The 21,685-nt window shown below is 71.2% G+C and carries 18 protein-coding genes and 3 pseudogenes; 9 read left to right on the top strand and 12 right to left on the bottom strand.

What is annotated here, in order from left to right:
• Positions 1 to 143: 143 nt before the first annotated feature.
• The 3 genes from ACFV5H_RS00110 to ACFV5H_RS00120 all read right to left on the bottom strand — a co-directional run bounded on the left by ACFV5H_RS00110 (position 144) and on the right by ACFV5H_RS00120 (position 3,187).
• The gene (locus ACFV5H_RS00110; protein WP_385054204.1) at positions 144 to 1,325 is read right to left on the bottom strand and encodes a hypothetical protein; all 1,182 of its coding nucleotides are present in this window, start codon (positions 1,323 to 1,325) and stop codon (positions 144 to 146) included.
• A 69-nt stretch (positions 1,326 to 1,394) separates the two neighbouring features.
• On the bottom strand, positions 1,395 to 2,354 hold the full coding sequence (locus ACFV5H_RS00115; RefSeq protein WP_385054207.1) for a D-2-hydroxyacid dehydrogenase family protein: 960 nt from the start codon (positions 2,352 to 2,354) through the stop codon (positions 1,395 to 1,397).
• Positions 2,355 to 2,419: 65 nt separating this feature from the next.
• A complete protein-coding gene (locus ACFV5H_RS00120) occupies positions 2,420 to 3,187 on the bottom strand; it encodes an alpha/beta fold hydrolase (protein ID WP_385191837.1) in 768 nt (255 codons plus the stop codon).
• Positions 3,188 to 3,316: 129 nt separating this feature from the next.
• Between ACFV5H_RS00120 and hemB the strand changes: the two genes are divergently transcribed.
• The gene (gene hemB, locus ACFV5H_RS00125) at positions 3,317 to 4,318 is read left to right on the top strand and encodes a porphobilinogen synthase (protein ID WP_385054213.1); all 1,002 of its coding nucleotides are present in this window, start codon (positions 3,317 to 3,319) and stop codon (positions 4,316 to 4,318) included.
• Between the two features lie 2 nt (positions 4,319 to 4,320).
• On the opposite strand, the gene ACFV5H_RS00130 is transcribed toward hemB, so the two are convergent.
• Positions 4,321 to 5,040, bottom strand: a complete 720-nt coding sequence (locus ACFV5H_RS00130; protein ID WP_385054215.1) for a DUF4232 domain-containing protein — start codon at positions 5,038 to 5,040, stop codon at positions 4,321 to 4,323.
• 291 nt (positions 5,041 to 5,331) lie between these two features.
• Between ACFV5H_RS00130 and ACFV5H_RS00135 the strand changes: the two are divergent.
• From ACFV5H_RS00135 to ACFV5H_RS00150, 4 genes and pseudogenes are all read left to right on the top strand, one after another.
• Positions 5,332 to 5,409: pseudogene (locus ACFV5H_RS00135) on the top strand (hypothetical protein); the annotation flags it as partial.
• Positions 5,410 to 5,997: 588 nt separating this feature from the next.
• Positions 5,998 to 6,957 (top strand): hypothetical protein, encoded by a 960-nt coding sequence (locus ACFV5H_RS00140; RefSeq protein ID WP_385192257.1) that lies wholly within the window; start codon positions 5,998 to 6,000, stop codon positions 6,955 to 6,957.
• Between the two features lie 82 nt (positions 6,958 to 7,039).
• Positions 7,040 to 7,384: pseudogene (locus ACFV5H_RS00145) on the top strand (SAM-dependent methyltransferase); the annotation flags it as partial.
• 153 nt (positions 7,385 to 7,537) lie between these two features.
• Positions 7,538 to 8,752 carry a PLP-dependent aminotransferase family protein gene (locus ACFV5H_RS00150; RefSeq protein ID WP_385191839.1) on the top strand — a complete coding sequence of 405 codons (1,215 nt, stop codon included), beginning with the start codon at positions 7,538 to 7,540 and terminating at the stop codon, positions 8,750 to 8,752.
• Between the two features lie 282 nt (positions 8,753 to 9,034).
• Here the strand turns inward: ACFV5H_RS00150 and argS are convergent, their stop codons facing one another.
• Positions 9,035 to 10,789, bottom strand: a complete 1,755-nt coding sequence (gene argS, locus ACFV5H_RS00155) for an arginine--tRNA ligase (RefSeq protein ID WP_385191841.1) — start codon at positions 10,787 to 10,789, stop codon at positions 9,035 to 9,037.
• A 246-nt stretch (positions 10,790 to 11,035) separates the two neighbouring features.
• On the opposite strand from argS, the gene lysS reads away from it, so the two are divergent.
• On the top strand, positions 11,036 to 12,778 hold the full coding sequence (lysS, locus tag ACFV5H_RS00160) for a lysine--tRNA ligase (RefSeq protein ID WP_385191844.1): 1,743 nt from the start codon (positions 11,036 to 11,038) through the stop codon (positions 12,776 to 12,778).
• 82 nt (positions 12,779 to 12,860) lie between these two features.
• Here lysS and ACFV5H_RS00165 read toward each other — a convergent pair whose 3' ends face one another.
• The 3 genes from ACFV5H_RS00165 to ACFV5H_RS00175 form a co-directional block, all read right to left on the bottom strand.
• Positions 12,861 to 14,192, bottom strand: coding sequence for a DUF2637 domain-containing protein (locus ACFV5H_RS00165; RefSeq protein ID WP_385191846.1), 1,332 nt, complete (start codon positions 14,190 to 14,192; stop codon positions 12,861 to 12,863).
• A gap of 90 nt (positions 14,193 to 14,282) precedes the next feature.
• Positions 14,283 to 15,152, bottom strand: coding sequence for a DUF3558 family protein (locus tag ACFV5H_RS00170; RefSeq protein WP_385054227.1), 870 nt, complete (start codon positions 15,150 to 15,152; stop codon positions 14,283 to 14,285).
• Positions 15,153 to 15,272: 120 nt separating this feature from the next.
• Positions 15,273 to 16,079, bottom strand: a complete 807-nt coding sequence (locus ACFV5H_RS00175; RefSeq protein ID WP_385191849.1) for a DUF3558 domain-containing protein — start codon at positions 16,077 to 16,079, stop codon at positions 15,273 to 15,275.
• 216 nt (positions 16,080 to 16,295) lie between these two features.
• Here ACFV5H_RS00175 and ACFV5H_RS00180 point away from each other — a divergent pair, with 216 nt between their 5' ends.
• The gene (locus ACFV5H_RS00180) at positions 16,296 to 17,489 is read left to right on the top strand and encodes an RtcB family protein (protein ID WP_385191852.1); all 1,194 of its coding nucleotides are present in this window, start codon (positions 16,296 to 16,298) and stop codon (positions 17,487 to 17,489) included.
• Between the two features lie 46 nt (positions 17,490 to 17,535).
• Here the strand turns inward: ACFV5H_RS00180 and ACFV5H_RS00185 are convergent, their stop codons facing one another.
• The 4 genes and pseudogenes from ACFV5H_RS00185 to ACFV5H_RS00200 all read right to left on the bottom strand — a co-directional run.
• Complete coding sequence (locus ACFV5H_RS00185; protein WP_385191854.1) at positions 17,536 to 18,363, bottom strand: LAGLIDADG family homing endonuclease; 828 nt, start codon at positions 18,361 to 18,363, stop codon at positions 17,536 to 17,538.
• A gap of 195 nt (positions 18,364 to 18,558) precedes the next feature.
• Complete coding sequence (locus tag ACFV5H_RS00190; protein WP_385054238.1) at positions 18,559 to 18,699, bottom strand: hypothetical protein; 141 nt, start codon at positions 18,697 to 18,699, stop codon at positions 18,559 to 18,561.
• Complete coding sequence (locus ACFV5H_RS00195) at positions 18,699 to 19,475, bottom strand: SDR family NAD(P)-dependent oxidoreductase (protein WP_385191857.1); 777 nt, start codon at positions 19,473 to 19,475, stop codon at positions 18,699 to 18,701. Before ACFV5H_RS00195 ends, ACFV5H_RS00190 begins: the two co-directional genes overlap by 1 nt.
• 110 nt (positions 19,476 to 19,585) lie before the next feature.
• A pseudogene (locus ACFV5H_RS00200) lies at positions 19,586 to 19,774 on the bottom strand (hypothetical protein); the annotation flags it as partial.
• Between the two features lie 164 nt (positions 19,775 to 19,938).
• Here ACFV5H_RS00200 and ACFV5H_RS00205 point away from each other — a divergent pair.
• Positions 19,939 to 21,033, top strand: a complete 1,095-nt coding sequence (locus ACFV5H_RS00205) for an LLM class flavin-dependent oxidoreductase (RefSeq protein ID WP_385191859.1) — start codon at positions 19,939 to 19,941, stop codon at positions 21,031 to 21,033.
• Positions 21,030 to 21,638 (top strand): FMN reductase, encoded by a 609-nt coding sequence (locus ACFV5H_RS00210; RefSeq protein ID WP_385054248.1) that lies wholly within the window; start codon positions 21,030 to 21,032, stop codon positions 21,636 to 21,638. The genes ACFV5H_RS00205 and ACFV5H_RS00210 overlap by 4 nt, the downstream gene beginning before the upstream one ends.
• The last annotated feature ends 47 nt before the right edge of the window (positions 21,639 to 21,685 follow it).

The following is a 21,685-nucleotide window of genomic DNA, read 5'->3' on the forward strand; positions in this document are numbered from 1 at the left end:
GGCCGGCTTACACAGGGCTTGACCGAGGGTCCTCCCGGCCTGCTGCGGCCATGGTCCGAAGGACAGAGCCAAAAGGCACCGGTCCGACCGGTCCAAAAGCCGCGGGGTGCCCGACCTGCCCACCACCCCCGTCGGGCGGCGGCTCAGGTGCGGGCCACGAAGGGGCGGGAGAGGACCGTGACGGCGACGGAGACCGCGGCGAGCGTGGTGATCGTCGTGGCGGGGGTGAGGTGCTGGGCGATGCCGCCCGCGAGCGCGGCGCCGATGCCCTGCCACGTCATGCGCCCGGCCGACTCGACGCCCTGGACCTGGCCGCGGACCGGGTCGGGGGTCAGCTCCAGGAGCCGTTCCTGGAGGGGGAGGGTGGCGGCGAAACCGGCACCGGCCACGAACACGGCGGCCGCCGCCACCGGCAGGGGCGGGTGGAGGACGAACAGCAGGTAGGGGGCGGCGAGCAGCAGGCGCAGGGCGAACGCGCAGCGGCGTCGCCGTTCGGGGGTGAGGAGCCGTCCGACGGTCAGGTCGCCGAGGAGCATGCCCGCGGATCCGGCGGCCAGGAGGACACCGGCGTGGTCGGGGGCGTAGGAGATGAACAGGGCCTCGCAGCCGACGATCAGGCCGTTGGGGACCCACAGGTTCAGCAGCAGGGCGCGCGGGCCGGAACGGGAGAGGAGCGCGGTGTTCGTCGTCCAGGTCTGCCGCAGGCCGGGGCGGCGGGGCGGGCGGATCGAGCGTTCCCGGACGGTCGCCGCCACCACGACCAGCCCGGCGCCGGTCAGGGCCGTCGCGGCGACGAAGACGCCCTGCGGGCTCAGGTGCCGCAGCAGTACGGCGCCGAGCGCGTAGCCGAGGACGGCCGTGCCGCCCGAGGTGATGTTCATCAGCGAACGCGCCGGGACGTACGCGGAGGCCGGCACCACCTCGGCGAGCAGCCCCATCCGGGTGCCGGTGCCCAGGGACTGGAAGAAGCCCAGTACCAGGAGGAGGGTGAAGCGGACGGCAAGTGGCAGTCCGGGGACCGCCTGTGCGGCCACGCCCAGCAGCGAGACGCACTGGAGCGCGACGAGGGTGCGGCGGGGGCGGTTCCCGTCCGCGACCGACATCAGCGTCATCGCGCCGAGCACGGTCGCGAAGGTGGCGCCGTACATGCTCACGGCGGTCAGGAACGGGGAGCCGGTCCGCCGGTCGACCAGCGTGGCGAGCGCGAAGCCCGACAGCGTGCTCGCGGCGACCGTGAGGGTGAAGCTCACGTACAGGCCGGTGAACTCGCGGTTGCCGAGCAACGCGCGGTATGTGGTGGTGGGTTCGGAGGTGTCGGAAGGCATGAAAAAAGCCTCCGAGCGCACCCGTCGGGGCGCCGAAGGCCAACGCGCACATTCTAGCGCCCCGTTACCTCAGCCGAGGCGGCGGATCGGGGTGCCGGACAGGTAGGCCTCGATGTCCTCGACCGCCTGGCCGTAGTACGTGCGGTAGTTGAGCTCGGAGACGTAGCCGAGGTGCGGGGTGGCCAGGAGGCGGGGGGCGGTGCGCACCGGGTGGTCGGCGGGGAGGGGCTCCGTGTCGAAGACGTCGACGGCCGCGCCCGCGATCCGGCCCTCGTGCAGTGCGGTGAGCAGGGCGTCCTGGTCGACGAGTGCCGAGCGGGAGGTGTTGATCAGGTGGGCGGTCGGCTTCATCAGGGCCAGTTCGGGGGCGCCCAGGATGCCCCGGGTGGTGTCGCCCAGTACGAGGTGGAGCGACACGAAGTCACCGGTGCGGAGCAACTCCTCCTTCGAGGGGGCGAGTTCGACGCCCACCTCGTCCGTGCGCTCCTTGGTGAGGTGCGGGCTCCACGCCGTGACCTCCATGCCGAAGGCGAGGCCCACCCGTGCCACCCTGCTGCCGATCCTGCCCAGTCCGAGCAGGCCGAGGCGGCGGCCGTGCAGGTCGGCGCCGACCGTCGACTGCCAGGGGCCGCCCGCGCGCAGGGCGTTGTTCTCCGGGACGATGCCGCGGGCCAGCCCGAGCAGCAGCGCCCAGGTCAGCTCCACCGGCGGGGTGGGGGAGCTCTGGGTGCCGCAGACCGTGACGCCGTTGCGTTCGGCGGCGGCGTGGTCGATGACCGAGTTGCGCATGCCGGACGCGACGATCAGCTTCAGCCGGGGGAGCCGGTCGAGCAGGGAGGCGCGGAACGGGACGCGTTCCCGCAGCGTCACCGCGATGTCGAAGTCCGCGAGCGCCGCGGCCAGTTCGTCCTCCGTGGCGAAGTGCCCGGTGAAGGCGGTCACCTCCACGCGGTCGTGGAGGGGGCTCCAGTCGGCGATCGTGGTGGCGATGTCCTGGAAGTCGTCGAGCACGGCACAGCGAAGCCGCATGACAGTCCTTTCCTGCGAGACCTGCGAGACCTACGAGGTCCAGGGACTTACGAGGCCTCCTGGACCTACGGGGCCAGTGCCTCCGCCACGGCTCGGGCGAACGCCTCCGGATTGTCCAGCATGACGTTGTGGCCGCAGTCGGGGACCGGGACCACCGAAACACCCGCGGCCGTCAGTCCGTCCGTGCCGGGGAACGGGCCGTCGGCCTCGGGGAACAGGAACGTGCGGGGGACCGGCAGGGCGAGCAGCAGCTCGCGCATCGTCGGGACGGTGCCGTCGACCAGGTGGGACGCGCTGCGGTGCAGGGCCTCCAGGCCCGCCAGCCGCATCGTCGACCACCAGTGCGCGCCCGCGCGGTCGCGGACCTCACGCCAGCCGCCGGCCACGAAATCCTCCTCCGGGTACGCCGCGATGCCGCTGCTGCCGAGGGCGCCGGGCACCCGGGGCAGCGGGTCGAGGTTGGCGTCGACCAGGACCAGCCGCGACACCAGCTCCGGGTGGCGGGCCGCGAGGACGACGGCGACGGAACCGCCCATGCTGTGGGCGACCACGTCGGCCCCCGTGACGTCGGCGGCGCGCAGGGCGGCGGCGAGCGCGTCGGCGTGGTCCTCCAGGGTGTAGGCGAACGAGGTGGGGCGGTCGCTGTGGCCGTGGCCGAGCAGGTCCACCAGGAGCGAGCGGTGACCCGCGAGGAGCGGGTGGACCGCGGTCGCGGTGAAGTACGCGGGGGAGGTGGCGCCCAGTCCGTGCACGTAGACGCGGGCCGGGTCCCGGCCGGGCAGCTCGACCCAGCGGATGCGGTCGCCCTCGGCCGTTACGGCGGCGCTGTGCACGGTCGGGTCCCCCTCGGGTGGCGTGATGACGGGCGACGAGCACCGTATACCCCCGGTGACCGGCCCCGGAGGTCCGGGCCGACTCCGCGTCGGTAAAGGCACGGGAGGGGCGGGCGTAGCGTAGGTGGTATGACGACGTACGGATCCTTCCCCGGCACGCGGCCGCGGCGTCTGCGTACCACCCCCGCCATGCGGCGCATGGTCGCCGAGACCCGGCTGCACCCCGCCGACTTCATCCTCCCGGCCTTCGTGCGCGAGGGCGCGGACGAACCGGTGCCGATCGCGGCGATGCCCGGTGTCGTGCAGCACACGCGGGACAGCCTGAAGAAGGCGGCGGCGGAGGCCGTGGCGGCCGGGATCTCCGGGATCATGCTGTTCGGCGTGCCGGAGGAGTCCAAGAAGGACGCGGTCGGGACGCCCGGCACCGACCCGGACGGGATCCTCCAGGTGGCCCTGCGGGACGTGCGGGCCGAGGTCGGGGACGACCTGCTCGTCATGTCCGACCTGTGCCTCGACGAGACGACCGATCACGGGCACTGCGGGGTCCTCGACGAGCAGGGGCGCGTCGACAACGACGCCACGCTCGAACGGTACGCGGAGATGGCCCAGGTGCAGGCCGACGCGGGCGCCCACGTCGTCGGGCCGAGCGGGATGATGGACGGGCAGATCGGGGTCGTCCGCGACGCACTCGACCAGATCGGCCGGGAGGACGTGGCGATCCTCGCGTACACCGCCAAGTACGCCTCCGCCTTCTACGGGCCGTTCCGGGAGGCCGTCGGCTCCTCGCTCAAGGGCGACCGCAAGACGTACCAGCAGGACCCGGCGAACGTCCGTGAGTCGATGCGCGAGCTGGCGCTCGACCTGGAGGAGGGCGCCGACATGGTGATGGTGAAGCCGGCGGGCCCGTACCTGGACATCCTCGCCCGGGTCGCGGACTCGGTGGACGTGCCGGTGGCGGCGTACCAGATCTCCGGTGAGTACTCGATGATCGAGGCCGCCGCCGAGAAGGGCTGGATCGACCGGGACCGGGCGATCCTGGAGGCGCTGACCGGCATCAAGCGGGCCGGTGCGCGCAACATCCTCACCTACTGGGCCACCGAGGTGGCCCAGAAGCTGGGTGCCGTTCAGTAGGTTCAGTAGGTGAGGGCGTCGTCCATCGACTGCTGCCAGTACGTCACCGCCATGCTGCTGTCGTAGTACACGCCGTCCGCCGGCAGGGCCGGGATGGCCGACGGGCCGCCGTCGCTGTTCGGGGTGGAGCCCTGGAAGGCGACGGTGAGCTTGTGGGCGGTGGTGCCGCCGTCCCCGCTGCCGTCGGCGGCCGACAGGAGCACGCCCGCGTACGCCGTCTCACCCGGGGCGAGGGTGACCACGGCCTGCGGCTTCGACGCCTCGACGGGCTGCGGCACCCACTGCATCTCGTCGAAGCGGAGCACCGGGTAGTAGGTGAGGTTGCAGTTCTGCGAACCCGAGTTCTTGACCGTGATCAGCATGTGGTTGACGGGGCGGGACACCGGCTGGGCGTCGACGGTGGTGTTGGAGCCGTTGCAGGAGAGCCGGGTGACCCCGGGGTCATCGGAATCGCCGGAGTCCCCGCCGGTGTTGGCGGACGTCCCCTTGTCGCCGGTCCTGCCGCCGGACTTGTCCTGCTCCGTGGTGCCGCTGCCGCTGCCGGCGCTCTGGCCCTTGTCGGGCTGGGCGGAGCCCGAGGGGGACTCGACGCTCTCCGCCGCCCCCGCGGGCTTGGGGGCGCCCTCGTCCTGGGTGCCCGTGCCGTCCTCGCAGGCGGTGAGGGCGAGGGCGGCGAGGGCGGCTCCGGCGGCGGCGACGAGGCGGATGTGAGAGGTGCGCATGGTGAATTCCTTTACGTGGTTCAGGGGTTCGGCGTGGCCACTCGACCGGGAGCCGGGAGCGGCGTGCTTGGATGACCAGAGCTTGTCCGCCGATCCGTCCCGGTCGCCACACCTGGCGGGGGATCCGGGACGCTGGAACGCGCGGAACGCTGTGACCTGGGGAAACGACCGTCCCCTGGAACGGCGGAATGGAACACGGGGGCGGGAGGAACAGTGTCGGAGAACACGGCCGCGGCGGATTTCGCCGCGCAGTTGAGGACCTTGAAGGAGCGGTCCGGGCTGAGCTACGGGGTGCTCGCCAAACGGCTCCACATGAGTACGTCGACCCTGCACCGGTACTGCAACGGGGACGCGGTGCCGACGGAGTACGCGCCGGTCGAACGGCTGGCCCGGTTGTGCAAGGCACGCCCCGAGGAACTGGTCGAGCTGCACCGGAAGTGGGTGCTGGCGGATGTGACCCGGGGACGGAAGGGGGCGCCGTCACAGGGAGCGGCGCCCGCCGGGGGAGCGGCGTCCGTGGGCGCACCGGCACCTGCCGGTGAACCGGCGCGCGTCGGCGGACCGGCACCTGCCGGTGAAACGGTGGAGGAGGCGGCGGTCCGGGCCCAGGAAGCAGACGGCCGTCCGGTGGCCGGGCAACCGACGGCCGGGCAGCCCGAGGCCGGGGGCCCGGAAGCGGGGGCTCCGGGAGCGGAGGCCCCGGGAGCGGGGTCCCGGGAGACGACGGCTCCGGGAGCGGGGTCCCGGGAGGCGACGGCTCCGGGAGCAGGGGCCCCGGAAGCGGGAACCCCGGAAGCAGGGTCCTTGGAAGCGGGGGCTCCGGGAGCAGGCTCCTCGGGAGCGGGGTCCCTGGGAGCGGGGGCTCCGGGAGCAGGCTCCTCGGGAGCGGGGTCCCTGGAGGCAGGGGCCCCGGAAGCGGGAACCCCGGAAGCAGGGCCCCAGGAGGCCGGGATCCCGGTGGTCACCGGTTCCGGCGAGGTCCGTGTCCGCCCCCGCCGTCGTACCCGTACCGCCGTCCTCGCGGGGGTCGCCGTGGCCGCCGTGCTCGGTGGGGTCACGTTCGCCCTGGGCATGCCGGACGGCGACGGGGGCGGGAGCGACCGGAAGGGCCCGGTGGGCTCCGCGACCGTCGGGGCGGGCAAGGACAAGGACGTCACCGCGTCGCCCTCCGCCTCCGCCTCTTCCTCCCCCTCTTCCTCCGCGTCCCCGTCTCCGTCCCCGTCCGCGAAGGACGAGAAGGAGGCACCCCGCGCTCCGGCCACCGCCTCCGCCACCCCGGAGGACGACGGCGCCGGAGACGCCGTGCCGCTGACCGTGCAGACCCACCCGTACGCGTGGGAGAGCCCCTGCTCGCAGCGGTATCTGGTCAACAGGCCGGCGAGTGAGGTGAAGCCGCCGCCGCAGGAGCAGGGCGCGACGGCGTGGGCCAGTTCGTTCGGGGCCGTCTCGTCGGGGCAGCAGTATGTGCAGCTCACCGTGCAGGGGACCGGGGACGAGACGGTGGTCGTGCAAGGACTCACCGTGCGGGTGGCGGGCAAGCGGTCGCCGCTGGCCTGGAACGACTTCGTGATGGGTTACCCCGGCGTGGGCTGCGGCGGCAACGTGCCCACGCGTTCCTTCACGGTCGCCCTCGACGCCGCCCGCCCGGCCGTGACCCCGGCGTCCGGGCAGCGGGACTTCCCGTTCTCGGTGAGCGAGTCGGACCCCGAGGTCTACTACATCACCGCCGACGCCTCCGCCTACGACGTGAGCTGGTACCTGGAGCTGAAGTGGTCCAGCGGCTCCCGCAGCGGCACGCTCACCGTGGACGACAAGGGCCGCCCCTTCCGCACCAGCGGCAACAGCGGGCGCCCGGCGTACGAGTTCCCGCTGGGCGGCGAGGAGTGGGTCCCGGAGGGCACGACGAACCTCGGATAGAGCCGACCGGGCACCGTCAAATCGCCGTGCACGTTGGGTGGTTGAACGTCGGCCGATGCCCGGGACCCCCAGGGAGACGCCCATGACCGGTGACGCGCCCAGTCAGGATCCCGCCGAGCTGCAGCGGCGGATCGACAGCGGCAAGGCGCATCCGGCCCGGGTCTACGACGTCTTCCTCGGGGGCGAGGACCACTACCCCGCGGACCTGTCGGCGGCGACCGCGGGGCCGGCGGCGAACCCGCGCGGGTACCTCGACGTGCGGCACGACCGGGACTTCCTGCGGCGCGCGGTGAACACGCTGGTGACGGACGACGGCATCCGGCAGTTCCTCGGCATCGGCACCGGCCTGCCCACCGCGGAGAACGTGCACCAGATCGCCCAGCGCGTCGCCCCCGGCTCCCGGGTCGTGTACGTCGACAACGACCCGCGTGACGGACGCCGACATCAACGTCCACGGGGCCGTCGCCACGAAGGGCTGAGGCGGGCCCGGCTGTCCGGATCGCGGAAAGCCGCGTGTAGAGGGCACGCAATTTCCTAGGCTGCGGGCACGCGTCGTCACCGCAGACCGAGGAGCCGTGCCATGACCGTCACCGAGCCCGCCACCTCCGCCCTCGCCCCCACGCCGCCGTTCGCGGCACGGGCCCGCACGGTCGGCGGCTCACCCGTACGGGACATCCTGGCCGTCACCGCCCGCCCCGAGGTGATCAACTTCGCGGGCGGGCTCCCGGCCCCCGAACTGTTCGACACCGACGGCATCGCGGCGGCGTACCGCGCGGTGCTCGCCGAAACACCCGCGCGGGCCCTGCAGTACTCCACGACGGAGGGCGAGCCCGCGCTACGGACGGCCCTCGCCGCCCGCACGGCCGCCCGCTCCCTGCCCACCACCCCCGACGACCTGCTCATCACCACCGGATCCCAGCAGGCCCTCTCCCTCCTCGCCACCGTGCTGCTCGAACCCGGCGACACGGTCCTCGTCGAAAGTCCCTGCTACCTCGCGGCACTTCAGGCGTTCTCCCTCGCCGGGGCGCGCGTGGTGGCCGTCCCCGGCGACGAGCACGGCCTCGACCCGGACGCGCTGGACGAACTGGTGGCGCGCGAACGCCCCAAACTCCTCTACACCGTGCCCACCTTCCAGAACCCCACCGGCCGCACCCTGCCCGCCGACCGCCGCGCCGCCGTCGCGGAGGTCGCCGCCCGGCGCGGACTGTGGATCGTCGAGGACGACCCGTACGGCGAACTGCGCTACGAGGGCGAACGCGTTCCCTGGATCGCCGCCCACCCCGGCGCCGAGGACCGCACCGTGCTGCTCGGCAGCTTCTCCAAGGTGATGGCCCCCGGCCTGCGCCTGGGCTGGCTGCGCGCCCCCGCCGGCCTGCGCCGCGCCTGTGCCGTCGCCAAGCAGGCCGCCGACCTGCACACCCCCACCGTCAACCAGCTCGCCGCGGCCCGCTACCTCGCCGACAACGACCTCGACGCCCACGTCGCGCGGGTCGCCGCGGCCTACGGCGCCCGCCGGGACGCGATGCTCGCGGGCCTGCCCGCCGCCCTCCCGGCCGGCTCGACCTGGACCCGCCCCGAGGGCGGCATGTTCCTCTGGGCCCGCCTCCCGGAGCCGTACGACACCACGGCCCTGCTCCCCGACGTGGTCCGGCACGACGTGGCGTACGTCCCCGGCGCGCCCTTCCACGCCGACGAGCCCGACCGGGCCACGCTGCGGCTCTGCTTCGTCACCCAGACACCGGACGAGATCGCGGAGGGACTGCGCAGGCTGGCACGGGGCTTCGGGGTGGCGTAGGCCGGCCGCTCGGTCCCACCGGACCGGCAGCAGCCCCGCCCGGGCCGCCGGCCCGCCGAACGCGGCCCACCGGCCGGGCCCGGCGGGTTTCCCGGCGTGCCACAGGAACGGCTCGGACCACGGCCCGTCCTCCGTCACGTCGACGAGCCTGCCGGGCGGCAGCCGCAGCCCGGGGGAACGCCCGCCGGGGTCGGCTGCCTGCCGGGGCAGCGGACGGGGGAGAGGCGCCATGCCGGTGACCGTAGGTCCCGGCACTGGCAACTCCCCCGCTCCGCCGCCGAGTCAGAGCCGCTCGGGCGTCCGGATGCCCAGCAGGGCCATGCCCTGGTGGAGCGTGCGGGCCGTGAGGTCGCACAGGAACAGGCGGTTGGCCACCTGCTCCGGCAACTCGGCCTTCAGCACCGGGCACTTGTCGTAGAACGACGTGTACAGCGACGCCAGCTGGTACAGGTACGCGGCCAGCTTGTGCGGGGCGTACTCCGCGGCGGCCTCGAAGACCGTGTCCCCGAAGGCGTCCAGGTGCAGGCCCAGCGCGCGCTCCGCCCCGTGCAGCTCCAGCTCCGGGTGAGCGGCCGGGCGGACCTCGCCGGCCTTGCGGAGGATGGACTGGATCCGGGCGTAGGCGTACTGGAGGTACACACTGGTGTCGCCGTTGAGCGAGACCATCTGGTCCAGGTCGAACTTGTAGTCGCGGTTCGGCGACGTCGACAGGTCCGCGTACTTCACGGCCCCGATGCCGACCTGCGCGGCCCGCTCCTGGATCTCCTCCTCGGTGAGGTCCCGCGCCTTCTCCCGTACGACCTCCGCCGCCCGCTGCACCGCCTCGTCCAGCAGGTCCTCGAGCCGTACGGTCTCGCCCGCACGCGTCTTGAAGGGCTTGCCGTCCGCGCCGAGCACCGTGCCGTAGCCCATGTTGTGCGCGGTGACGTCGTCGCCGAGCCAGCCGGCCCGGCGGGCCGTCTCGAAGACCATCCTGAAGTGCAGCGACTGGCGCACGTCGACGACGTACAGCAGCGTGGTCGCGTGCAGGTCGACGACGCGGTTGCGGATCGCGGTCAGGTCGGACGCCGCGTAGCCGAAGCCGCCGTCGGCCTTCTGCACGATCAGCGGGACCCGCTGGTCGTCCTTGCCGCGGATCTCGTCGAAGAACACCACGAGCGCGCCCTCGGAGCGCTCCGCCACGCCCATCTCCTCCAGGAGACGGGCGGTCTCGGGCATGCCCTCGTTGTACGCGGACTCGCCGACGATCTCCTCGTCACGGATCTCCATGTCGAGCTTCTCGAAGACGGAGTAGAAGTAGACCTTCGACTCGTCCACGAACTGCTGCCACAGCTCCAGCGTCTCCTTGTCACCCGACTGCAGGGCGACGACCCGCTTGCGGGCCCGCTCCTTGAACTCCTCGTCCGAGTCGAAGAGCGCACGCGACGCCTTGTACACCCGGTTCAGGTTCGACATGGCCTGCTCGCCGTCGACGTCCTCCGGCGGGGCCAGCTCGCCGGGGTGCTCGAACAGGTACTGGATGAGCATGCCGAACTGGGTGCCCCAGTCGCCGATGTGGTGCCGGCCGATCGTCTTCTCGCCGGTGAAGTCGAGCATGCCGCGCAGGGCGTCGCCGATGACCGCCGACCGCAGGTGGCCGACGTGCATCTCCTTCGCCACGTTCGGCTGGGCGTAGTCGACGACCGTGACGCCCGCGTCCTCCTTCAGCGGCACGCCGAGGCGCTCGCCGTCCGCGTGCCGCGCGGCGAGGTTCTCGGTGATCGCCCGGTCGGCGAGGGTGATGTTGAGGAAGCCGGGGCCGGAGACCTCGACGTCCTTGATCAGGTCGCCGGTGGCGATGCGGGCGACGACCTCGGTCGCCAGCTCCCGCGGGTTCGCCTTCGCCTTCTTGGCCAGCGCGAGGATGCCGTTGGCCTGGAAGTCCGCCCGGTCGCTTCGTCGCAGCAGCGGGTCCGCGGCTGCCTCCGGCCGGGTGGCCGAGAGGGCGGACGTGAGCTGCTGGTTGACGAGATCGGTGAGCGATGTGACCGAGGCCATAGGAGTGGGTGCCGTTCTCCTCGTGGGTTCAGATAGACACGGTCAGTATCCCACGGGGGGCGAAGCGATTTTCTCGGCCGCGGGGCGGTGGGGGCTGGTCGCGCCCGCGCGGCGGAGCCGCACATCGACACGGCCCGCGCCCCTCGGGGCGCCGGCGAAAAGGCGTTTTCGCCGTTGCCGCCGTTGCTGGGAGAATGGAGCGGTCAGCCGTGCGACCGTACCGGCTGCCCGAGCAGAAAGAAGGACGTGCCGATCGTGGCTCAGAGCACCGAGACCACCGACTGGGTCTCCCGTTTCGCGGATGAGGTCATCGAGGAGTCGGAGCGTCGGGCCCCGGGCAAACCTGTGGTCGTCGCGTCCGGGCTGTCGCCCTCCGGCCCGATCCACCTGGGCAACCTCCGCGAGGTCATGACCCCCCACCTCGTCGCCGACGAGATCCGCCGCCGCGGCCACCAGGTCCGGCACCTGATCTCCTGGGACGACTACGACCGCTACCGCAAGGTCCCGGCCGGCATCACCGGCGTCGACGAGTCGTGGGCCGAGCACATCGGCAAGCCGCTGACCTCCGTCCCCGCCCCCAAGGGCTCCGCCCACCCGAACTGGGCCGAGCACTTCAAGGCCGCGATGACCGCGTCGCTGGCCGAGCTGGGCGTGGAGTTCGACGGGATCAGCCAGACCGAGCAGTACACCTCCGGCGTCTACCGCGAGCAGATCCTGCACGCCGTCCGGCACCGCGCCGACATCGACGCGATCCTCGCCCAGTACCGCACCAAGAAGACCCCGGCGAAGAAGCAGCAGCAGAAGCCGGTCGACGAGGCCGAGCTGGAGGCCGCCGAGGGCTCCGGCGCCGCCGCCGAGGACGACGGCAGCTCCGGCGCCGCCGGTTACTTCCCGTACAAGCCGTACTGCGGCAACTGCGAGAAGGACCTGACGACGGTCACCGCGTACGACGACGACTCCACCGAGCTGACCTACGCCTGCACGGAGTGCGGCTTCTCGGAGACCGTCCGGCTGAACGAGTTCAACCGCGGCAAGCTGGTCTGGAAGGTCGACTGGCCCATGCGGTGGGCGTACGAAGGCGTGATCTTCGAGCCGAGCGGGGTCGACCACTCGTCCCCCGGGTCCTCGTTCCAGGTCGGCGGACAGATCGTCGGGATCTTCGACGGCAAGCAGCCGATCGGCCCGATGTACGCGTTCGTCGGCATCAGCGGCATGGCGAAGATGTCGTCGTCGCGGGGCGGGGTGCCCACGCCCGCCGACGCGCTGAAGATCATGGAGCCGCAGCTGCTGCGCTGGCTCTACGCCCGCCGCAGGCCCAACCAGTCCTTCAAGATCGCCTTCGACCAGGAGATCCAGCGCCTCTACGACGAGTGGGACCGCCTCGACGCCAAGGTCGCCGACGGCAGCGCCCTCCCCGCCGACGCCGCCGCGCACTCCCGCGCGGTGCGCACGGCGAGCGGTGAGCTGCCGCGGACGGCCAGGCCGCTGCCGTACCGCACGCTCGCCTCGGTGGCCGACATCACCGCCGGGCACGAGGACCAGGCGCTGCGGATCCTGAGCGAGCTCGACCCGTCCGACCCGCTGGGCTCCCTGGACGAGGCCCGGCCCCGGTACGACAAGGCCGAGGCGTGGATCAACACCCACGTCCCCGCCGACCAGCGCACCATCGTCCGCGCGGAGCCCGACGCCGAGCTGCTGAAGTCGCTCGACGAGCAGGGCCGGCAGTCGCTGCGGCTGCTGCTCGACGGACTCGCCGACAACTGGTCGCTGGACGGACTCACCCACCTCGTCTACGGCGTGCCCAAGGTCCAGGCGGGCTTCTCCGCCGACGCCACGCCCAAGGAACTGCCGGCGGAGATCAAGACCGCCCAGCGGTCGTTCTTCGCTCTGCTGTACCACCTGCTGGTCGGGCGGGACACGGGACCGCGGCTGCCCACGCTGCTGCTGGCGGTGGGGCAGGAGCGGGTGCGGGTGCTGCTCGGGGAGTAGTTCCCACCCGTACGACGACAGGGGGCGTCCGGTGCCGGCCGGACGCCCCCTGTCGTCGTGTTCGCGCCCCGCGCTTAGCGCCTCACGCGATGTGGTCCTCTTCCAGTTCCGCCGTGTGGCGCTGCTGGAAGCGTTCGGCGAGGGTCTTCAGCTCGCTCGGGTTCAGCGTCGTGCCGTAGGTCGCCTGGATGTTGTCACCGAGGACGCGGGGCGTGGGGTAGCTGCCGTCTATCGACTGGCGGAACACCTGGTAGTACGCCTCCTCGTCCGGGTCCGTGAGGGGGGTGCCGCCGCCGTCGCCCAGCTCACGGGTGCGGCCGGGGACCACGGGGATGGGGAAACTGCCGGTCTCCTCCGGGGAGGGCTCCTGGAGGGGCGGCTCCTCCTGGTACTGGTCCTCGTACTGCTCGGCCTGCTGCTGTTCCGCGTACCAGCGGGCGTACTCCTCGTCGGGGTCGTAGGTGGGGTCGTAGCCACCGTGGTACTCGACGGTCTGCGGGTCGCGGGCGTGCAGCCAAGGGTTGCCGGCGGTGTCGTCCTGGGGCTCAGGGTCGGGGTTGCCCTCGATTTCCAGGCGCTGCTCGCTATGAGGTGCCGCCGCGCCCACCCGTGCCGCCCCAGCGGCACGACTGCCCGCGGCTGCGTCGGCGTAGCCACCCGCGGCTACGGCCGCGGACGCCTCGAGCTCCGGCGCCGGCGCCGGAGCCGGGGGTATCAGGGCCGGTTCTATGCCTGCCGCCGCCAGGCCCGACGGGGCCGTTTCGGCCAGGGGAACGCCGTACTTGGCGAGGCGCAGCGGCATCAGGGACTCGACCGGGGCCTTGCGGCGCCAGGCACGGCCGAAGCGGGAACGGAGACGGGCCTGGTAGACCAGGCGCTCCTGCTCCAGCTTGATCACCTGCTCGTAGGAGCGCAGCTCCCACAGCTTCATCCGGCGCCACAGCAGGAACGTCGGCACCGGCGACAGCATCCAGCGGGTGAGCCGGACACCCTCCATGTGCTTGTCGGCGGTGATGTCGGCGATCCGGCCGACCGCGTGCCGGGCGGCCTCCACCGAGACCACGAACAGGATCGGGATCACCCCGTGCATGCCCACGCCCAGCGGGTCGGGCCACGCCGCCGCGCCGTTGAACGCGATCGTCGCCGCCGTCAGCAGCCACGCCGTCTGCCGCAGCAGCGGGAACGGGATGCGGATCCAGGTCAGCAGCAGGTCCAGGGCCAGCAGGACGCAGATACCGGCGTCGATGCCGATCGGGAAGACGTAACTGAAGTTCCCGAAGCCCTTCTGCAGGGCGAGCTCACGGACGGCCGCGTACGAACCCGCGAAGCCGATTCCGGCGATGATCACGGCACCGAAGACGACCACGCCGATGAGAACCCGGTGCATCCGTGTCAGCTGCAGTGGCGCGGCCACCCGTACTCCCCTCCCAGTGCGTGTTGTTGCGCGCAACAGAGTGGCACATGCGTGCGGAGGACGGGTGGCCGGTTCACGTTCAGGGCCGGGTCAGCTCTTGCTCGACGCCTTCGAAGCGGACTTCGAGGCAGACTCGGAAGGAGACTTCGAGGCCGACTTCGACGCCGACTTCGAGGGGGACGCGGACGCCGACCCGGACGGCGCGGCGCCCGTGCCGTTCGCCTTCGTCACCGAGGCCACCACCTCCTTGGCCGCCTTCTGCGCGTCCTTCATCAGATCGTCGGCGTCCGGCGTCTTGTCACCGGCGAGACCGGCACCGTTGTAGTCGAGGGTGACGACCACGTTCTCCACGCGCGCCACGACCGTCTGCTGCTTGAAGGTGCCTTCCTTCTTCTTCAGGTCGTAACGCACCGCGGTCGCCTCGTCACCGACCCCGCCGACCGGCTCCGACTTGGTGCTCTTCGCGCCCTCGGACGACTGCGCGTCCCGCACCTGCTTGTCGTAGTACCCCTGGGCGAGCTCGTCGCCCGCACCACGGGTGGTGTCCGACTCGAAGCGCAGCAGCGACACGTTCAGCCAGCGGAACTGCGAGCCCTTCACACCGTTGTTGTCCAGGCTGCTCCAGGAGCAGCTGCTCCGGGTGGAGACGTCGTCCGAGGAGCCCTCCTTGCCCGACTTCGCCTTCGGCGCCAGGTCGTCCAGGGTCTTCTCGGACAACACCGCGCACGGCTCCGGAAGCGTCCTGTACGCCGCCGCCCGCACCGTCGGGGACGGGCTCGCGGACTGCGAGGCGGAGGCGGAGGCGCCCTTGTCCTTGCCGTCGTCGGAGCCGGAGTCCGAGGAGCAGCCGGCGACGACCAAGGGGACGGCGACCGCGCAGACAAGGACGCGGGCAAGGCGCTTCGCTCGCGGTGATCGCGGGTCTCGCTGTACTCGTCGCTGCATGGTTCCTTCACTCATGACGCTCGTGTTTCCCTGCGGTCGGAACGGGATCCGAGGGGTCACGGTACGCGGTGAGCCATCCGCGCGGTCGCCCTTCACGTGCTTCGCGCAGGAGGCCGAAGGGACCCCGGACGGCGCTCAGCCGCTCAGCGAATCGGCCAGCTCCAAGGCCAGTTTCCGTGCCCTGTCCTGCAATTCCTTGCTGTCCGGGACGACTCCGACGGTCACCGGCTGCTCCGCGTACTCGACGGTCACGATCACGTTGGACGTGCGGAACGCCACAGTCACCGTGCGCTGCTCGGCGGTCGAACCGGAGCTGTTCAGCTCGTCGTCGAGGAACGCCTCCTCACCCAGGTCCTCCAGCAGACGGGGCTGGAGATCGGAAGGGGCGGCGGACGGCGAGGCGGTGGCGGACGACCCGGACGAGGGGGACGAACTCGGGTTCGTGGAAGGGCCGATGGACGGAGTGGCGGACTCCGTGGCCGTCACCGTCGGCTCCGGGAGCTGCGCCGCTTCCCGCTTCTCCGCGAAGAGTTCCTCGGCCTGGGTGTCGTCGCTGACGGCGTTGTCGTAGGAGACGGCCCGCTCGAAGTCGACCAGCAGGTGGTCGGTCGCCTCCGCCGACTCCACCTTCCAGCGGCAACCCACCTTGCGGTCGGTGTCGTACGTGAGGGTCGCCTCGCCCGCGTACGCCTTCTCGCGCTGCGCCTCGTCGGTCATCTCCCCGATGCCGGGCAGGAGTTGGTCGAGCGTCGCGTCCTCGACCACACCGCAGGGCTCGGGGAGCGTGGCGTACCTGCCGGGCTGGGCGGCCTGGGTGGCCGTACCGGCGCTTCCCGGGTTGGAGTTGTCCGACTGGCCGCCGTCGTCCGGGCTGCCGGTGCAGCCGGCCAGGACGGCCGCCAGGAGCGCGGCGACGCCGGGTACGTACGCCTTCCGCTGCACGTTCGGGCTCCTCTCGACGGTGGGTACGGGCCGGTGCCCGCCGGGTCTCCCCAGTGTCCCCGCTGGTTAATCGCTTGCCGCACGGGGGCGCCCCCTGCAGACAATGTGTATCGCACGCAACACCGTGGACGCCGGTCCGTCATCCCTTTTCACCGACCTTGGCACCGGTTTTGCGATTCAGGAATTCTGTTGGCCTTATGGGGGAACGGGGACGTTATGTCGTACGTGGAACTGCCGGGTGCGAAGGTGCCGATCCGGATGTGGACGGATCCGGCGACGGTGGAGGAAGGCGCGCTCCAGCAACTGCGGAACGTGGCGACCCTGCCGTGGATCAAGGGCCTGGCGGTCATGCCGGACGTGCACTACGGCAAGGGCGCGACGGTCGGATCGGTCATCGCGATGCGGGGCGCGGTGTGCCCGGCGGCGGTGGGCGTCGACATCGGCTGCGGCATGTCGGCGGTGAAGACGTCCCTGACGGCGAACGACCTGCCGGGTGACCTGTCCCGCCTCCGCTCGAAGATCGAGCAGGCGATCCCGGTCGGCCGCGGTATGCACGACGACCCGGTCGACCCGTCCCGCTTCCACGCCTTCGCGACCGGCGGCTGGGACGACTTCTGGGGCCGGTTCGGCGGGGTGGCGGACGCGGTCAAATTCCGCGAGGAGCGCGCAGTCAAGCAGATGGGGACGCTAGGCGGGGGAAACCACTTCTGTGAAGTTTGTGTCGATATGTCCGGTTCGGTGTGGCTCATGTTGCACTCCGGTTCCCGCAACATCGGCAAGGAACTGGCCGAGCACCACATCGGCATCGCTCAGAAACTCCCGCACAACCAGGGCTTGGTCGACCGCGACCTCGCCGTCTTCATCGCGGACACCCCGCAGATGGCGGCGTACCGCAACGACCTGTTCTGGGCTCAGGAGTACGCGAAGTACAACCGCTCGATCATGATGGCGCTCCTGAAGGATGTGATCCGCAAGGAGTTCAAGAAGGCCAGGCCGGCCTTCGAGCCAGAGATCAGCGCGCACCACAACTACGTGGCCGAGGAGCGCTACGACGGCATGGACCTGCTCGTGACCCGCAAGGGCGCGATCCGCGCGGGTTCCGGCGAGTACGGGATCATCCCGGGCTCCATGGGCACGGGTTCGTACATCGTCAAGGGCCTCGGGAACACCAAGTCCTTCAACTCGGCGTCGCACGGCGCCGGCCGGCGGATGAGCCGGAACGCGGCGAAGCGGCGCTTCTCGACGAAGGACCTGGAGGAGCAGACGCGGGGCGTGGAGTGCCGCAAGGACTCCGGCGTCGTGGACGAGATCCCGGGCGCCTACAAGCCGATCGAGCAGGTCATCGACCAGCAGCGGGACCTCGTGGAGGTCGTCGCGAAGCTGAAGCAGGTCGTCTGTGTGAAGGGCTAGAAGGGGCAGTGGGCACGATGTTTGTGTGCCGTGCCCACTGAGTCGTTCAGTTTGGCCGGTCCGCTACGTCATGCAGCAGTCGCCAGCGTCGTGCCTGACAAGCATTCGCGGTGTGACCCAATTTCACGGCTGCGTGAGCGATGGTGGGCGCTGCGAGAAGGATCTCGTCCTTCTCCTGCGTCCACTCGATGCGTCCTGGCTTGCGCTGTATGCCCACCGGGCGGGACCAAGAGGCCAGCGAGTCGGCAGCGGCTTGCTTTCTCTTCATGGAGAGGCACTTTGAGTAGTAGAGTTGCGCTGCAAGTTTTTGGGCGCTCTCCTTCGTGTAGAGAATGTTGTAGATGCCGTCGCGCGCATTGCGCTTGAGGGTGCGCTGCACTCCTGTGGCATGTTGAGCGTAGAAGCGAAAATACAAGTAGATGGCTTCGCTGGCTGTTGTCAACGAGATAAAGGGCCATCCTTGCGCGGTGAATCCAACAGATCCGTCAGCGTCGATGAGTCCTCGAACGTAGTCTCGACTGGAAAATGGGACGCATGGTGGTGTAATGCCCTTGGATTTACTCCCGTAGGGAAGACCGAGTTCGTTGAGCCGGGTTCTGGCGGCGAGGGCGCACAAGGTCCAGATGGCCGAGGTGTGCGTCTTGGCGAAGTTGGTCGACCGCGTACGCTCGATGACACTGCTGTAGTACGGGGTCAGCCTCCGAAACTCATGCAGGATCTCGATATCGCGGGCACTGATTTCGACGGTCAGGCGCCCTTTCTGGCCTGGTCCTTGTGCCAGATGACCGTCTGCCTGCAGAAAGCCGAACATGTACGCGTACTCCGGCACCGTGAGATGCATGAACTGGTGGGCGATAGGCTCGCAGTCAGCCACGGGGAAGCCTCCACTTCCTTGTCGGTCAGGCCCTCGGACGGGACTGGAATCCCGGTCGAGGGCCGTTCTGTTGACTTGATGGCGAGCCTAGGTCGAATGTTCACGCTCCGGCCGGGTGATCGATGTTCATCACCCGCGTGGGCTAATGGGGCTGGTCGGCGGCCCGTAGGGGAACGACTCCTTCCGGGGAGCCCGCTACTTCGCGTGCGTCACCGCGTAGATCATGACGAAGGCGACGATGTGGATGCCGAAGAGGAAGTAGCCGAGGTAGTACCAGACGTAGCGTTCGCGCTTCTTCTCCAGGGCCAGGCGGCGCTGTTCGGTGTCTTCGGGCATCAGGGCTCCCGGTGGACCTTGGTGTTGGAGGCCTGGGCGCGGGGGCGGACGACCAGCAGGTCGATGTTGACGTGGGGCGGGCGGGTGACCGCCCAGGCGATGGTGTCGGCGACGTCGTCCGCGGTGAGGGGTTCGGCGACGCCCTGGTAGACCTTGGCGGCCTTCTCCGTGTCGCCGCCGAAGCGGGTGAGGGCGAACTCGTCGGTCCTGACCATGCCGGGCGCGATCTCGATGACGCGCACCGGGCGGCCGACGATCTCCAGGCGCAGGGTCTCGGCGAGGACGTGGGCGCCGTGCTTGGCGGCGACGTAGCCCGCGCCGCCCTCGTAGGTGGCGTGGCCGGCGGTGGAGGACACGACGACGACCGTGCCGTCGCCGCCGGCGTCCAGCTTGGGGAGCAGGGCCTGGGTGAGGTTGAGGGTGCCGAGGACGTTCGTCTCGTACATCGTGCGCCACTGGTCCGGGTCGCCGGTGGCGACGGGGTCGGCGCCGAGCGCGCCGCCGGCGTTGTTGACGAGGACGCCGACGGTCTTGAAGGCGGTGGCGAACTCGTCGACGGCGGCGCGGTCGGTGACGTCGAGCGGGTAGGCGGTGGCCTGGTGGCCGGCGGCGGTGATCTCCTCGGCGAGGGCCTCGATGCGGTCCTTGCGGCGGGCGGTGAGGACGACGCGGTAGCCGGCCTCGGCGAGGCGGCGGGCCGTGGCGGCGCCGATGCCGCTGCTCGCACCCGTGACGACGGCGATACGGGACGCGGCGGGCGGTACGGCGGTGGCCATGGGCTGCTCCTCGGGCGGGCTGGTGCGTGGTGGGACCTGTGCGGCCAGCATAGGCGGGGGCGGGCGGCGGCTCCGGGGGCGGGAGGCCGTCGGCCGTTGCGCGGGGCCCACATGGCCACGGCCGTGCCGGCGAGGCGGACCGGCGCGCCGGTGGTGTCCCGGCGGTCCGGGCGGTGGCCGTCGGCGGCCACGCCCCACAGGATCGAACCGGCGACGAAGATCCCGCCGTGCGCGGTGAGGACGAACAGGGTGGCGGAGCGGAGGATCGGTATGCGGGCAGCCTCGCGCGCGGGGGTCACCTGGTGGAGGGTGCCTGGTGCGGTTGGCGGAGGGTGGGGTGCGGGGTCGGCTGGTGCTGGTGTCGTAGCCGTGTGGCCGGGGTGCCGGGGGAGGGAATAGGAGAGGGCCGGGGGCCGTTCCAGGGGTATAGTTGAACCGTCAACAATCTGGAGGGTGAGCGGCCATGCAGTTCGGGATCTTCAGCGTCGGGGATGTCACGCCCGACCCGACCACGGGGCGTACGCCGACCGAGCGCGAGCGGATCAAGGCCATGGTCGCCATCGCGCTGAAGGCCGAGGAGGTGGGCCTGGACGTCTTCGCGACCGGGGAGCACCACAACCCGCCGTTCGTGCCGTCCTCGCCGACCACCATGCTCGGCTACATCGCGGCGCGCACGGAGAAGCTGGTCCTCTCCACCTCCACCACCCTGATCACCACCAACGACCCGGTGAAGATCGCCGAGGACTTCGCGATGCTCCAGCACCTGGCCGACGGCCGGGTGGACCTGATGATGGGGCGCGGGAACACCGGCCCGGTCTATCCCTGGTTCGGGCAGGACATCCGCCAGGGCATCAACCTCGCGGTCGAGAACTACGCCCTGCTGCACCGGCTGTGGCGTGAGGACGTCGTCGACTGGGAGGGGAAGTTCCGCACCCCGCTGCAGGGCTTCACCTCCACGCCCCGCCCGCTGGACGGCGTACCGCCGTTCGTCTGGCACGGCTCGATCCGCTCGCCGGAGATCGCCGAGCAGGCCGCGTACTACGGCGACGGCTTCTTCCACAACAACATCTTCTGGCCGGCCGACCACACCAAGCGCATGGTCGAGCTGTACCGGGCCCGGTACGCCCACTACGGGCACGGCACCCCGGAGCAGGCGATCGTCGGGCTCGGCGGGCAGGTGTTCATGCGGAAGAACTCGCAGGACGCGGTGCGCGAGTTCCGGCCGTACTTCGACGTCGCGCCGGTCTACGGGCACGGGCCCTCGCTGGAGGAGTTCACCGAGCAGACCCCGCTGACCGTGGGCTCCCCGCAGCAGGTCATCGAGAAGACGCTGTCCTTCCGCGAGTACGCCGGTGACTACCAGCGCCAGCTCTTCCTGATGGACCACGCGGGTCTGCCGCTGAAGACCGTGCTGGAGCAGCTCGACCTGCTGGGCGAGGAGGTCGTGCCGGTGCTGCGGAAGGAGTTCGCCAAGGACCGCCCGGCCGGCGTGCCGGACGCGCCCACCCACAGTTCGCTGCTGGCCGGTGCGAAGGACAAGGAAGGAGCGCGGGCATGAAGCTCGTCGTCGTCTCGGCGGGGCTGAGCGTCCCGTCCTCCACCCGGCTGCTGGGCGACCGGCTGGCCGCCGCGACCGCCGCGCAGGCCCCGGCCGACGTCCAGGTGGTCGAGCTGCGCGACCTCGCCGTGGAGATCGCGCACAACTTCACCAACGGCTTCCCGGGCCGGGCGCTGGCCGGCGCGTTCGACGCGGTGGCCGGGGCCGACGGGCTGATCGTGGTCACGCCGGTGTTCTCGGCGTCGTACAGCGGGCTGTTCAAGTCGTTCTTCGACGCGCTGAGCGTCAGTGACCCCGAGGCGCTCGCCGGGAAGCCGGTGCTGATCGCGGCGACCGGCGGTACGGCGCGGCACTCGCTGGTGCTGGACCACGCGCTGCGTCCGCTCTTCTCCCACCTCAAGGCGGTCGTCGTCCCGACCGGCGTCTACGCCGCCTCCGAGGACTGGGGCGCCGAGGGACTGGACGGTCGTGTCGAACGGGCGGCCGGGGAGCTGGTGGCGCTGACGGCCGGGCCGGCCACCGCCCGCCCGCTGTCCCGGCGGGACTCCTTCGAGGAGGTCACCCCGTTCGAGGAGCGGCTCGCGGCGCTGCGGCCCACCGGGTGAGAGCGGAGTAAGAAGCGGGTCCCGGTGCCGTCCACCGGGGCCGCGGG

The sequence above is a fragment of the Streptomyces sp. NPDC059787 genome (assembly GCF_042732315.1).
In the GTDB taxonomy this organism is placed as follows: Bacteria; Actinomycetota; Actinomycetes; order Streptomycetales; family Streptomycetaceae; genus Streptomyces; species Streptomyces atrovirens.